The sequence below is a fragment of the Candidatus Allofournierella excrementigallinarum genome (assembly GCF_944388085.1).
GTDB lineage: Bacteria > Bacillota > Clostridia > Oscillospirales > Ruminococcaceae > Allofournierella_A > Allofournierella_A excrementigallinarum.
This window is the reverse complement of record NZ_CALXHK010000058.1, coordinates 1-12223: the sequence shown is the minus strand read 5'-3', so window position 1 is coordinate 12223 and position 12223 is coordinate 1. Positions and strand designations below refer to the sequence as shown.

The window sequence follows — 12223 nt, the reverse complement described above, 5'->3', positions numbered from 1 at the left end:
CTTCAGCAGGTCTACGACCTGGGCCTTGCGGACGGGCAGGCGGCCCTGCCCGCGCTGAAAGCCTATCTCGCCGGGCGGTGAGGCGCCCTTGCAAAGGGCGCGCGGGCAGGATACAATAGAGCCGAGCGGCCCCGCCGCGGAAAAGAGAGGAACGAACGACGATGAAGATCATGGCAGTGGACTACGGCGACGCCCGCACGGGCCTGGCCGTGTGCGACCGCACGGAATTTCTGGCCAGCCCCGTGGGCCAGATCGAGGAAAAGAGCATGGCCAAGGTGGCGGAGAAGATCATCTACGCCAGCCGGGAATTCGATGTGGGGATGATCGTCATCGGCCTGCCCAAAAACATGGACGGCACCGAGGGCGGCCGGGCCCAAAAGACCCGCAAGCTGGCAAAGCTGGTGGAGCTGGGCGTGCAGGTGCCCATCGTCTTCTGGGACGAGCGCCGCACCACCGTCACCGCCGCGGCGCAGCTCACGGATGCGGGCGCCTTTGGCAAAAAGCGCAAGGGCAAGCTGGACGCGGTGAGCGCCGCCGTCATTCTGGACAGCTTCCTCGCCTGGCGGAAAAACCACCCCGGCGAACAGCCCACCTGAACCAACACCGAAAAGAGGCCTCTGCAATGCGCCAGAGGCCCTTTTTTGCGCAAAAAATGGCGTAAAACCGCCCTTTGACGGGCTTACGCGCGGGCGCAAAACGTGCTATAATAATATCATAGCAACCACGATGAGACCCCGATGCGCTCGGGTCAGCGAAAGAAGTTCGGCCAAGTCAAAAGAGGCGGAAGGGGCGCCGCGGCGCCCGGCGGAAGATGGAGGACAAGAGATGTTTGAACCTGGAAGTCTGATCGTGTATGGCAATTCCGGCATTTGCCGGGTGGAGGGCGTCTCCATGAAGCAGCAGCTGAGCGGCGGCGGGCAGGCGATGTACTATACCCTCACCCCGCTGTTCGGCAGCGGCACCGTGTACACCCCCGTGGACACCAAGGTGTTCATGCGCCCGGTCATCACCGGGGAAGAGGCGAAAAACCTCATCCGCCGCATGCCCGAGATCGAGCCCTGCTGCTGCAGCGGCACCGACCAGCGCGCCTTGTCGGAGCATTACCGGGGCCTTTTGCACACCTACCAGTGCGAATCGCTGGTGAAGATCATCAAGGCGGTTTACCTCAAGGCCCAGCAGGCCGCCGCCAAGGGAAAAAAGCTGGGCAAGACCGACCAGCAGTTCATGAAGCGGGCGGAGGAACTGCTCTATGAGGAATTGTCCCTTGCGCTGGACATGCCCAAGGAGCAGGTGAAGGACCACATCCTGCAAACGCTGGAGCCTGCTGCCCAGTGAGGTGAGGAGGAGCATACGATGAAGCTGAAAACTGCCCTTCGCATCACACGGGTGGGGGTGGCGCTGGCTCTGCTGTTTCTTTTCCTGTGGATGCTCTTTAAAACGCAAATATTGTTGTATCTGTGGCTGGGGGCCTCTTTCGCTGTGGTTGCTTCCAAGGCGTTTTTTTACCGCTGCCCCCATTGCCGGCGCTATCTGTACAGAGTATACGGCAGGTGCTGCCCCTACTGCGGCAAAGAACTTGGCCTTTGAACAAAGCAAAAAGAGCCTTCCCGCCGGGAAGGCTCTTTTGCATCGCGGTCAGTGGCAGAAGCTGTCCACCGGCTTTTCCGGCGGGGGATTGGTGAGCTTGGGGCCCAGGGTCATCTGGCTGGAATAGAGGCTGTAGTGGCCGCTGAGCAGATAGCTCACGGCGCACACCAGCAGATAGAGCAGCAGCGGCTCGGCGCCGAACAGCTCCACCCCCAGCAGGATGCTGGCGATGGGGCAGTTGGTCACCGCGCAGAAGGTGGCCACCAGCGCCAGCGCCGCGGCAAGGCCCGGGTCCAGCCCCAGCAGCGGCCCCACAAGGCAGCCGAAGGTGGAGCCCACAAAGAAGGTGGGCACGATCTCACCGCCCCGGAAACCGCATCCCAGGGTGATGGCGGTGAGCAGCAGCTTGAGGATGAAGGCCGCCGGATGCACCAGCTCGCCCTCGGTGATGGCGCGCTCCACCACGTCCATGCCCGCGCCGTTGTAGGCCCGGGTGCCCACCGCCAGGGTGAACAGGATGATGAGGGCGCTGCCCGCCAGGATGCGCAGATACTGGTTTTTCAGCCTGGTCTGGTAAAGGTGGCTGGCGGCATGCATGGCCACGCAGAACAGAATGCCCAGCACCGCGCAGCCCACGGCCAGCAGCAGGGCCCGCCAGGCGTTGTCAAAGCTCAAAGCGGCAGAGCCGTGCACCACAAAGCGCTCGGGTTTTGTGCCCAGCAGCACGGCGGTGCCGTAGGAGATGAGGCTGGCCAGCGCGCAGGGCAGCAGCGCGGAGTGATAGATGACGCCCACGCAGATGACCTCCATGCTGAACACCGCCGCCGTCAGCGGCGTGCCGAACAGGGCGGCGAACACCGCGCTCATGCCCGCCAGAACCATCACCCGCTGGCTGTTGTGGTCCAGCCGCATTTTTTCGCCCAGCCAGCCGCCCATGCTGCCGCCGATCTGCAGCGCCGCGCCCTCGCGGCCCGCGCTGCCGCCCAGCAGATGGGTGATGAAGGTGGCCATGATGATGAGGGGCGTCAGCCGCAGGGGCGCCCGTCTGCCCTGCTGGGCGCTCTCCAGCACCGCGTTGGTGCCCCGCTCGGTGCCCATGCGGCAGGCCCTGTAAACGAACACGATGACCAGGCCGCCCACCGGCAGAAGGTACAAAAGCCAGGGGTCCGCCTGACGCATGCCGGTGGCCCAGTTGACCAGATGGAAAAACACGGCGCCCACCGCGCCGCAGGCCAGGCCTGCAATGCCCGCGCACACCATCCACATCAAAAAGGTGCGGGTGTAGGGCCCCGGGCCCAGCTCCCACTTTTGCTGCAGCAGATGTTTCAATTGCATGCTATGCTCCCCTCTCAAAAGCAAAACCTTTCTTATCATATCACATCCCGCGGCTTCGTCAAGCCCGGCTCTTTCCAATTGGAAAAATCGTGGTATAATGGAAACATCGTATGAAAAACCAACAGGAGGGGAGGCCGGCACGATGAAAGCGGGCTTTCAAAACAGTGAACAGGCGGCGCAGATGATGCAGTTTTGCTGCCCCCGGTGGGAGCAGCTGCCCGGCATCGCCTTGTACATGGACCAGGTCACCGGGTATCTGAACGAGGTGTTCGCCCCGCTGTGCCCGCCGGGCGAGGAAAAGCTGCTCACCAAGGCCATGGTGAACAACTACGTCAAGCAGAAGGTGATGGCCCCGCCCGCCAACAAAAAATACGGCCGCACCCACGTGGCCCAGCTGCTGGTGATCTGCGCCCTCAAGCAGGTGCTAAGCATCCAGGAGGTGGCCCAGCTCATCCGCATGCAGGCCCAGATGTGCGAGGTGCAGCGGGCCTACGACTACTTCTGCGGCCAGCTGGAGGCGGCGCTGCAGCAGGCGGCCCAGGGCACGCCGGCGGCCCCGGAGGCGGACGACGACCGGCTGATGGTCATCCACGCCACCCGCGCCGTTGCCAGCAAGGTGTATCTGCAAAAGCGCCTGGAGTTCGAAAACCGGGGGGAGTAAAGCGGGCGTCCCGCAGCGGAGGAAGGCCCCCGGCCGTGCCCAAAAAGCATGGCCGGGGGCCTTCTGCTATGGAAGAGAACGACAAATTGTCAGGCCAGCTCGCTGCGCACCAGCTGGGCCAGTTCGCCGGCGATGGACTGGATGAGGGCCTCGTCCTGGCCTTCCACCATCACCCGGATGAGGGGCTCGGTGCCGCTCACCCGCACCAGCACCCGGCCTGCGTCGCCCAGAAGCTCTTTTTTCTCCCGAATGGCGTTCTTGATGGCGTCGTTGTTGTAAAATTCCAGCTTGCCGGCGGCGCTCACCTTCACGTTCTCCATCACCTGGGGCAGGCGGGTCATCACCTTTGCCAGCTGGGAGAGGGGCTCGCCGCAGCGCTTCAGCAGGCACAGCAGCTGCAGGGCGGTGAGCTGTCCGTCGCCGGTGGTGGCGTAGTCGCGGAAGATGACGTGGCCGCTCTGCTCGCCGCCCAGGGTGTAGCCTTCCTGCTCCATCTCCTCCAGCACGTAGCGGTCGCCCACCTTGGTGGCGGCGAAGTGCATGCCGTTGGCCTCGCAGAAGCGGGCGAAGCCCAGGTTGGTGAGCACGGTGCCCACGATGGTGCTGCGGCGCAGCTTGCCCCGCTGCTGCATGTCCAGGCCGCAGATGGCCATGATGAAGTCGCCGTCCACCACATTGCCCTTTTCGTCCACGAAGAGGCAGCGGTCGGCGTCGCCGTCAAAGGCCACGCCCGCCACCGCGCCCGGGGTGGAGCGCACCGCCTCGCACAGGGCCTCCATGTGGGTGGAGCCGCAATTTTCGTTGATGTTCACCCCGTCCGGCGAGGCGGAAAGGATGGCGGCGTCCGCCCCCAGCTGGCTGAACAGCTGCCCGGCGGTGGCCGAGGCGGAGCCGTTGGCGCAGTCCACCACGATCTTCATGCCTTCCAGCGAGGTGGGGATGGTGCTTTTCAGATGCTCCACATAGTCCCGCACGGCGGTGGCCGAGTGGCTGATCTGGCCCAGGCCGTCGCCGGTGGCCAGCACAAAATTTCCCTGTTCGATCAGGGTCTCGATCTGGTCCTCCAGATCGTCCGGCAGCTTGAAGCCCTCGCCGCCGAAAATCTTGATGCCGTTGAAGGGGTAGGGGTTGTGGCTGGCGCTGATCATCACGCCCGCGTCCGCCTTGTACTTCATCACCAGATAGGCCACGGCGGGGGTGGGCACAACGCCCAGGTCGATGACGTCCGCCCCCACGCTGCACAGGCCCGCCGCCAGCGCCGCGCCCAGCATGTCGCTGGAGATGCGGGTGTCCTTGCCCAGCACCACCAGCGGACGGCGGCGCCGCCCGTAGGTGAGCACGGTGGCCGCCGCGCGACCGATGTTCATAGCAAGCTCACAGGTCATATCCTCGCCGGCGATGCCGCGCACGCCGTCGGTGCCGAATAATCTGCCCATGTGTTCAAGTCTCCTTTCAGCGGGTCAGACCCGTTTGGCCAGCTTACCCGGCCCTTTGTAGATGTGCCCGGCGGGAACGGCGCCCCGCACGCAGCTGGCGGGATACACCTGGCAGCCGCGGCCCAGCACCGCGCCGGGGCACAGCACGCTGTTGCAGCCCACCTCGGCCCCGTCGCCCACCAGCGCGCCCAGCTTTTTGCGGCCGGTGGCGATCGTTTCCTCGCCGTTTTTCACCACCACGAGGCTCTTGTCGCTTTTCAGATTGCTGGTCACCGCGCCGGCCCCCAGGTGAGCCTTCACGCCCAGGATGGAGTCGCCCACATAATTGAAGTGGGGCGCCTGCGCCCCGTCGAACAGGATGCAGTTTTTCAGCTCCACGCTGTTGCCCACAACGGCCCCCGCGCCCACCAGCGCGCTGCCCCGGATGAAGGCGCAGTGGCGCACCTCGGCCCCGGGGCCGATGATGCAGGGCGCGCCCAGCAGGGCGGTGGGGGCCACCTTGGCGGTCTTTGCCACCCACACCCCCGGCTGAGGCTGGTCGTATTCGTCGGCGGGCAGGCTCTCGCCCAGCTTCAAAACAAAATCCTTCAGCTCGTCCAGCACCTGCCAGGGCCACTCCCTGCCCTCGAACAGGGGGGCTGCCAGGGTGTGGGAGAGATCGAACAGTTCTTCGGCGCGGCAAAACGTCATAGCGCACGCTCCCTTCCAATGATTCTGCTATCACTCATTATATGAGATCAGGGGCAAAATGACAACTTGAAAATACAAAAAACGTGGACGAAATGGCAAAAATGGCGTGTTTCACGAAAATCTGCCGCCGCGGCCGCGCAAAAATTGTGACATATTTCCGCAAAATTTGCACAATAAGCGCATGCCGGGCAAAGAAAAAGCCCCGCAGGGCGCGGGGCAAAAGTTCACGTGCGAAAAATGTCCAGCGCATGGCTGGTCACGTCCAGCAGGCCGGGGCGCTCGCATACCGCCAGATGATAGCGCAGAAACACCCGGAACTGTTCGTCGTCCATGGAATCCAGCTCCTCCCGCAGCAGCAGGGCGCAGCCGTCGGCGGCCACGTAGTGCAGCCGGGTAACGGGAAAAGCGGCCATCAGCGCGTCCACGTCCTCCTTGCGCACCAGTTCAAACAGGTCCTTCGGCTGGGAATAGGCGGCAAAGGTCTCCGGGTCCAGCAGGCCGTCCCGCAGGTAGCGGGCCACGTCGATGTTTTGACGCCGGAACCCTTCGTCCAGCAGGCAGCCGTCCGAGATGACATAGGCAGCAAAGACCACGCCGCCCGGGCGGGCTACCCGGATGGCCTCGGCCAGCGCCCGGCGCTTGTCCGCCTCGGTGTACAGGTGATAGAGCGGCCCCAGCAGAAGGACAACGTCATAGGTGTCGCTCTCAAACCCGCCCAGGTCCAGGGCGTTGCCCTGGGTGACGGTCACCGCTTCGCCGGGCAGGGTGTTCTGGCGGAACACCTCGATGTTGCGCTCCACCAGTTCCACCGCGTCCACCCGGAAGCCTTCCCGGGCCAGCGCGTGGGAGTAGCGCCCGGTGCCCGCGCCGATCTCCAGCACCCGCGCGCCGGGACGCAGGTAGCGGCGGATGTAATGCATGGTGGTGAAGAATTCCACCGAGCCGTGGCGGGAGGCCAGCCGCCCGTCCTCGTCGAAATGACTGTAGAATTCGCGGATGTAGCGTGTTTCCATGGCGCGCCTCCTTTTTCAGGGCCGGTGGGGGGCCGCCAGCGCCGCCACCACCGCTTTTGCCCGCCGCCGGGCTTCGCCGTCGTCCAGCTTCAATTTGCCGGTGGCGGCGAGCACCGCCGCGCCGTGGGCCCAGAGGAACAGGTCCAGAAAAATTTCCCGCCCGGCCCGGGGGTCCACCCCCAGCCGGCGGGCGAAGGCCTCCGCCTTGCGCCCGTTGCCCGGCTCCCGGTAAAAGTCCTCGGCCCGGCGCATGTCCAGCGCCATCTTGCGGATGAACAGCGCCCGGAACAGCAGCGGCTCCTTCCGGGCAAAGCGCAGGTAGGTGAGAGGCAGGGCAAGGCAGGGGTCCTCCCCCTCGCCCCAGGCCGCGGCCCGCTGCTCGTAAAAGGCGAAGGCGTATTCCAGAAAGTCCGCCTTCATGGCCTCCATGTTTTCATAGCAGGTGAAGATGGGCCGGGTGGAGCAGCCCAGCCGCGCCGCCACGCTGCGGGCGTTCACCGCCTCGAAGCCTTCGCGGCGGGTGATATCCAGCGCCGCCTGTAAAACCATCTCCTGGGTGGCCTTGGCCGCAGGGGGCATGGCCCTCGCCTCCTTTTTATATGCAACAGTTGTTATGCAACTATTGTTGCACATAAAGCGGGGCCTGTCAAGGGCAAAAAGGGGCCGCCCCGGTGAAAGGGGCGGCCTGGGGAAAGCATGGTCACTTCGCTTTTTTGGGTTTGAGGCCCACCACATAGCGGATGCGCTGCCAGTAGACAAAGGCGGACGCCACCGGGGCCACAAAGTCGGAGATGGGTTCGGCCACAAAGGCAGACATGGCGCCGAACTGCATGGGCAGGAGGAACAGGGGGATGAAATAGATGGCCTTGCGGAAGAAGGAGAGGGGCAGGGCATACTGCATCATGCCCATGCCGGTGAAGCCGTCGATCACGGTGTACTGCACTGCCAGCGGGATGACGCCCAGGGTGTAGATGCGGATGGCCTGCGCCGCCAGCCGGGCCACCTCGCCGTCGCTGGAAAAGATGGCCACAAAGAGGCCGGGCGCCCCCTGGCCGATGAGGAACAAGAGGGTGGTGTAGCCAAGGCAGAGCAGCAGGATGAACTTCTGTGCCTCCAGGATGCGCCCGGGCTGGCCCGCGCCGTAGTTATAGCCCAGGATGGACCCGGTGCCGCCGGTGATGCCGCCCAGCGGCATGGTGACCACCAGCATGAAGCTTTGGGCGATGGTGGCCGCCGCCACCAGCAGGTCGCCCTGGCCCGCGCCGCCGTACTTCTGCAACAGGGAGTTGAGGGCGATGATCATCACGTTGTCGAAGGCGATGATGATGAAGGGGGTGAAGCCGATGGCCGCTACCCGGCCCATGAGCCGCAGGCTGTAGCCCCCGAAGGTGATGCGGACGGGAGGCTGGCGGCCGAACAGGAAGGAAAGCACAAAGACGCAGCTGGCCAGCTGGCTGAGCACGGTGGCCAGCGCCGCGCCGGCCACGCCCATATCCAGCAGGAAGATGAACACCGGGTCCAGCAGGATGTTCAGCACCGCGCCCAGCAGCACCGAGAGCATGCCCTTTTTGGCAAAGCCCTGGCAGATGATGAACTGGTTCATGCCGGTGGAGAGCAGGGCGAACAAAGTGCCCGTCAGATACACCGAATAGTAGGTCTCGGCATAGGGCAGGCTGGCCTCGCTGGCGCCGAAGAGCAGCAGCACCGGCCGCCGGGTGGCCCAGGCCAGGGCGGTCAGCGCCGCCGCCAGGCCCGCCAGCAGCACAAAGCAGTTGGCAAGGATGCGTTTTGCGCCCTCGTTGTCGCCCGCGCCCATGCGGATGCTCACCAGGGGCGAGCCGCCCACGCCCACCAGAAAGGCCACCGAGCCGATCATGGTCACGAGGGGGCCGCAGACGCCCGCCCCCGCCAGGGCCAGATTGCCCACCTCGGGGATGTTGCCGATGTACATGCGGTCCACCACGCTGTATAAAACGCTCACGAACTGCGCCAGCATGCTGGGGACGGCGATGCGCAGCACCAGCCGGCGGATGGGGTCGCGCCCCAGGTCATTTTCCATTCTCACACAAAACACCGCCTTACAGGCGCAAAGAGCGCCGGACGCATTCCTTCGCCCGGCGCGGCGCCGCTCATTTGTAGATCTTTTGAAGGGTGAAGCCCCGGCCGTGCACCTCGTTCACCGAGCTGATGACGATGAAGGCCTGGGGGTCTGTTTCCAGCACCAGATGGTTCAGTTTTGCCAGTTCCCGGTTGGTCACCACCGTCAGCAGCATGTCCCGCTCGGTCCGGGTGTAGCCGGTCTGGGCGTGCAGCACGGTGCAGCCCCGGTCCAGCACCCGCAGGATGATGCGGCGGATCTCGTCGTTCTTTTCGCTGAGGATCTTCACCTGGATCTTGGCGTGGCCCATCACCGAAACCTTTTCCAGAATGACGGTGTAGAGCAGCACCAGCAGGATGCCGTAGAGGATCTGCTCCTTGCCGGCAAAGACCATCTGGCCGATGAGGATGAGGAAGTCCAGCAGGTACATCACCGCGCCCACCGGCAGGCCGAAGTATTTGTTCAGCACGATGGGCGGGATGTCCATGCCGCCGCTGGACGCCCCCGCGCCGATCACCAGCCCGATGGCCACGCCGATGAGCACGCCGGCGAAGACGGTGCCCAGCATGGGGTCGCGGGTGAAGCCGTCGATGCCGGGGATGCGGACGAACAGGTCCAGGAACAGCGGGTAGCAGAAGGTGGACAGCGCCGTGTTGAAGGCGAACCACCGGCCCATGGCCAGCGCCCCCACCGCGAACATGACGATGTTGGACGCCAGCACGAACCCGGCCACCGGCACGTCAAACCAATAGCGGGCGGCCAGCGCCAGGCCCGTGGTGCCGCCGGTGATGAGCCCGCAGGGCAGCACGAACATGTCCACCGCCAGGGCGTACAGCGCGTTGCCCAGCAGCACCAGCAGAATGTTTTTTCCCCGCGCGGGCAGAATGAAGCCTTTCACGGGCGAACCCTCCCCTCGACGCACTGCACAGCAGTGCCATGATAAAGCGAAAGGCGGCAGGCCAAAGGCCTGCCGCCGAATCTATGCGCATCACACCGGGCGCAGCCCATCTGACCCACCTCCTTTTATATTACACACAAGTATTGCACAGCCCGGCGGCGATTGCAAGACCCGGCAAAAAAAGTTCGGCGTTTTGCCCCGAAAGATGCGGGGCAAAACGCCGGTCTTTGTTAAATCGCGCAGGGTCTTTCAGCGCAGCATGGCGCTCTGGTTCACCACATAGGTGCTGTATAAAAACAGCACGTCCTGGTTTGTGAACTCCACATACTGGGGCACAAGGCCGCTGACCATGTAGCGGATGTCCACCAGGGTCACCTTGCGGTACTGACCCAGCAGCAGCGGAACAAGGCTGCTGGCATAGGAATCCCGGAACACCACCAGCTCCTTGTCGGTGGCTGCCAGGGGGCTCTCGATGGTGATGAGGGGGCTGGCCCCGCTCAAAAACACGTCGTAGGGCACGTCGGTGGAAAGGCGCGCAAGGTCGTAGACGGCGGTGGAATCGGGATATTGATAGTTGTCGCACACGGCGGCCACGGTGGCGTCGCTGACCATGTAGGTCAGCTCTTCCGGCTTGTCCGCGCCGTACTTGCCGTAGGCGCCGATGAAGCCTTCCACCGTCACCGGGTCAAAGCCGTCCATGTCCACCGAAAAGCCCATGGCGCTGCCCAGCGCGTCCACCACGCCGCCCAGCCGCTCCTGCCGCCAGTGGCTGTCGGTGAAATAGTAGTCCTCCAGGGCCAGCGCCCCGGTCAGGTCGATCTTTTCGATGCCGCTGCCCGTCAGCTGGCTGTCCACCGTGGAGAACAGAGCCTGATAGTCGGTGGCGGGCCTCACCTCGTCGGTCAGGTAATAGCCCTTGTCCGGCACGATGGCGTAAAAGGCGCGGTTCTCCTCGGTGAGCAGGTCCGCCTTCAGCTTTTCCAGCTTTTCGCCAAAGCGCACCGCACTGTCCACGTCGGGCCCGTCCAGCGCCTCGACCCAGTGGCCGTGGGCGGTGTACATGCCGTTCTCGTCCGGGCGCATGCCGCGGCCAGGCAGGCCCATTGCCACCGCAATGACAACAGCGGCAGCCGCGAAGCAGAGCCCCGCGGCTGCGAATGCGAGTTTGCGTTTCACGGCTTACTCAGCCACGGCGGCGGTGAAGCCGCTGTGCAGCTGCTCAGCCAGGTCGGCGCTGGTCATGATGAGGATGACGGTGTCGCCGGAGAAGTCCACGATCTTGCTCTCGGCTTCCACGCAGATCCACTTGCGGGGGTCGGCATTGGCCTCGATGTCGGCGGCCAGCTGCTCGGCCTCCTCGGCGCTGTTCGCCTTCACCAGGCAGACGGAGAAGGGCACGGAGGTCATGGCGGCCTCGGCGGCGATGCCGTCGGTGTAGCGGTCACGGGTCACGCCCAGGTTGTACTCGGAGTTCTCTTCGGTGAGCGGGGTGTACTTGGCGCCGCCGTTCAGGTCGGCGGGCATCAGCATGGGGATCTGCTCCGCGTCGCCCGCGGCCAGCACCTGGTCCATCAGGGCCTCCAGGCTGCCGGGCTCGGCTTCGCTGGCAGGCTCGGAAGCGGGCTCGGAAGAAGGCTCAGAGGCGGGCTCGGAAGCCGGGGCGCTGCTGCTGGGCGCGGAGGAAGGCGCGGAAGAAGAGGGGGCGGAAGAGCAGCCGGCAAAGGCGGCAACAGCCATGATGAGGGCGAGGGTCAAAGCGAGTTTTTTCATGTGTGTGACTCCTTAATTTTAAAGAAATGTGCGGCCGGTTTTGGGGTTAGTGTTCCCCGCCGACACAGAGTAAACACCTGAGGTGAGGAAAATATTGCAAAGCGACTAAAATTTTTTTGCGTTTTTCATGCGAAACGCTCCCTTGCCCTGCGGGGAATAGATTGTTATACTTGTAACAGACGGAGAAACTCCGCCAAGCAAACGTTTTGTTTGACCTGAAAAGGAGAGGATACCAATGGCTAACCGCATCGTTCTGAACACCATTTCCTATCATGGCAAGGGCGCCATCGAGAACATCGTTCCCGAGCTGACCGCCCGCGGCTACAAAAAGGCTTTTGTCTGCTCCGACCCCGACCTGTTGAAGTTCGGCGTGACCCAGAAGGTCACCGACCTGCTGGAGGCGGCGGGCTTTGCCTATGAAGTTTACAGCGACATCAAGCCCAACCCCACCATCGAGAACGTGCAGCACGGCGTAAAGGCCTTCACCGCCAGCGGCGCGGACTGCATCGTGACCATCGGCGGCGGCTCCTCCATGGACACCGCCAAGGCCATCGGCATCATCGCCACGAACCCCGAGTTTGCCGACGTGCGCAGCCTGGAGGGCGTTGCCCCCACCAGGAAGCACGCGGTGTTCACCATCGCCGTGCCCACCACCGCCGGCACCGCCGCCGAGGTGACCATCAACTACGTCATCACCGACGTGGAGAAGAAGCGCAAGTTCGTCTGCGTGGACAC

14 protein-coding genes are annotated in these 12223 nt (G+C 64.1%); 5 read left to right on the top strand and 9 right to left on the bottom strand.

What is annotated here, in order from left to right:
• Positions 1-161: 161 nt before the first annotated feature.
• From ruvX to ACH2AT_RS09515, 3 genes are all read left to right on the top strand, one after another.
• Positions 162-596, top strand: a complete 435-nt coding sequence (gene ruvX, locus ACH2AT_RS09525) for a Holliday junction resolvase RuvX (RefSeq protein ID WP_394965547.1) — start codon at positions 162-164, stop codon at positions 594-596.
• Between the two features lie 229 nt (positions 597-825).
• Positions 826-1335 (top strand): CarD family transcriptional regulator, encoded by a 510-nt coding sequence (locus ACH2AT_RS09520; RefSeq protein WP_394965546.1) that lies wholly within the window; start codon positions 826-828, stop codon positions 1333-1335.
• Positions 1336-1353: 18 nt separating this feature from the next.
• On the top strand, positions 1354-1587 hold the full coding sequence (locus ACH2AT_RS09515) for a hypothetical protein (RefSeq protein WP_394965544.1): 234 nt from the start codon (positions 1354-1356) through the stop codon (positions 1585-1587).
• Positions 1588-1635: 48 nt separating this feature from the next.
• On the opposite strand, the gene ACH2AT_RS09510 is transcribed toward ACH2AT_RS09515, so the two are convergent.
• Entirely contained in the window at positions 1636-2922 is a 1287-nt protein-coding gene (locus tag ACH2AT_RS09510; protein ID WP_394965542.1) for a chloride channel protein, read from the bottom strand.
• A gap of 142 nt (positions 2923-3064) precedes the next feature.
• Here ACH2AT_RS09510 and ACH2AT_RS09505 point away from each other — a divergent pair, with 142 nt between their 5' ends.
• Positions 3065-3583, top strand: a complete 519-nt coding sequence (locus ACH2AT_RS09505) for a DUF1836 domain-containing protein (protein WP_394965540.1) — start codon at positions 3065-3067, stop codon at positions 3581-3583.
• Positions 3584-3672: 89 nt separating this feature from the next.
• Here the strand turns inward: ACH2AT_RS09505 and glmM are convergent, their stop codons facing one another.
• The 8 genes from glmM to ACH2AT_RS09465 all read right to left on the bottom strand — a co-directional run bounded on the left by glmM (position 3673) and on the right by ACH2AT_RS09465 (position 11488).
• Positions 3673-5019, bottom strand: a complete 1347-nt coding sequence (gene glmM, locus ACH2AT_RS09500; protein ID WP_394965538.1) for a phosphoglucosamine mutase — start codon at positions 5017-5019, stop codon at positions 3673-3675.
• A 24-nt stretch (positions 5020-5043) separates the two neighbouring features.
• On the bottom strand, positions 5044-5709 hold the full coding sequence (locus ACH2AT_RS09495) for a UDP-N-acetylglucosamine pyrophosphorylase (RefSeq protein WP_394965536.1): 666 nt from the start codon (positions 5707-5709) through the stop codon (positions 5044-5046).
• 224 nt (positions 5710-5933) lie between these two features.
• Positions 5934-6722, bottom strand: coding sequence for a class I SAM-dependent methyltransferase (locus tag ACH2AT_RS09490; RefSeq protein ID WP_394965534.1), 789 nt, complete (start codon positions 6720-6722; stop codon positions 5934-5936).
• 15 nt (positions 6723-6737) lie between these two features.
• The gene (locus tag ACH2AT_RS09485; protein WP_394965532.1) at positions 6738-7301 is read right to left on the bottom strand and encodes a TetR/AcrR family transcriptional regulator; all 564 of its coding nucleotides are present in this window, start codon (positions 7299-7301) and stop codon (positions 6738-6740) included.
• A gap of 121 nt (positions 7302-7422) precedes the next feature.
• A complete protein-coding gene (locus ACH2AT_RS09480; protein ID WP_394965549.1) occupies positions 7423-8781 on the bottom strand; it encodes an MATE family efflux transporter in 1359 nt (452 codons plus the stop codon).
• Positions 8782-8851: 70 nt separating this feature from the next.
• Positions 8852-9718: a YitT family protein gene (locus ACH2AT_RS09475; protein ID WP_394965530.1), complete on the bottom strand. Its 867-nt coding sequence runs from the start codon at positions 9716-9718 to the stop codon at positions 8852-8854.
• A 249-nt stretch (positions 9719-9967) separates the two neighbouring features.
• Complete coding sequence (locus tag ACH2AT_RS09470; protein ID WP_394965528.1) at positions 9968-10894, bottom strand: hypothetical protein; 927 nt, start codon at positions 10892-10894, stop codon at positions 9968-9970.
• Positions 10895-10897: 3 nt separating this feature from the next.
• Positions 10898-11488, bottom strand: coding sequence for a hypothetical protein (locus ACH2AT_RS09465; protein WP_394965527.1), 591 nt, complete (start codon positions 11486-11488; stop codon positions 10898-10900).
• Positions 11489-11723: 235 nt separating this feature from the next.
• Here ACH2AT_RS09465 and ACH2AT_RS09460 point away from each other — a divergent pair.
• Positions 11724-12223: iron-containing alcohol dehydrogenase (locus ACH2AT_RS09460; protein ID WP_394965525.1), on the top strand; the 500-nt coding region annotated here is incomplete at its 3' end.

Bases quoted from the DNA above. Each gene is read 5' to 3' on its own strand.
- glmM (WP_394965538.1), bottom strand. From the start codon at position 5,019: ATGGGCAGATTATTCGGCACCGACGGCGTGCGCGGCATCGCCGGCGAG.
- ruvX (WP_394965547.1), top strand. From the start codon at position 162: ATGAAGATCATGGCAGTGGACTACGGCGACGCCCGCACGGGCCTGGCC.
- ACH2AT_RS09465 (WP_394965527.1), bottom strand. From the start codon at position 11,488: ATGAAAAAACTCGCTTTGACCCTCGCCCTCATCATGGCTGTTGCCGCC.
- ACH2AT_RS09505 (WP_394965540.1), top strand. From the start codon at position 3,065: ATGAAAGCGGGCTTTCAAAACAGTGAACAGGCGGCGCAGATGATGCAG.
- ACH2AT_RS09495 (WP_394965536.1), bottom strand. From the start codon at position 5,709: ATGACGTTTTGCCGCGCCGAAGAACTGTTCGATCTCTCCCACACCCTG.
- ACH2AT_RS09520 (WP_394965546.1), top strand. From the start codon at position 826: ATGTTTGAACCTGGAAGTCTGATCGTGTATGGCAATTCCGGCATTTGC.
- ACH2AT_RS09490 (WP_394965534.1), bottom strand. From the start codon at position 6,722: ATGGAAACACGCTACATCCGCGAATTCTACAGTCATTTCGACGAGGAC.
- ACH2AT_RS09510 (WP_394965542.1), bottom strand. From the start codon at position 2,922: ATGCAATTGAAACATCTGCTGCAGCAAAAGTGGGAGCTGGGCCCGGGG.
- ACH2AT_RS09515 (WP_394965544.1), top strand. From the start codon at position 1,354: ATGAAGCTGAAAACTGCCCTTCGCATCACACGGGTGGGGGTGGCGCTG.
- ACH2AT_RS09485 (WP_394965532.1), bottom strand. From the start codon at position 7,301: ATGCCCCCTGCGGCCAAGGCCACCCAGGAGATGGTTTTACAGGCGGCG.
- ACH2AT_RS09480 (WP_394965549.1), bottom strand. From the start codon at position 8,781: ATGGAAAATGACCTGGGGCGCGACCCCATCCGCCGGCTGGTGCTGCGC.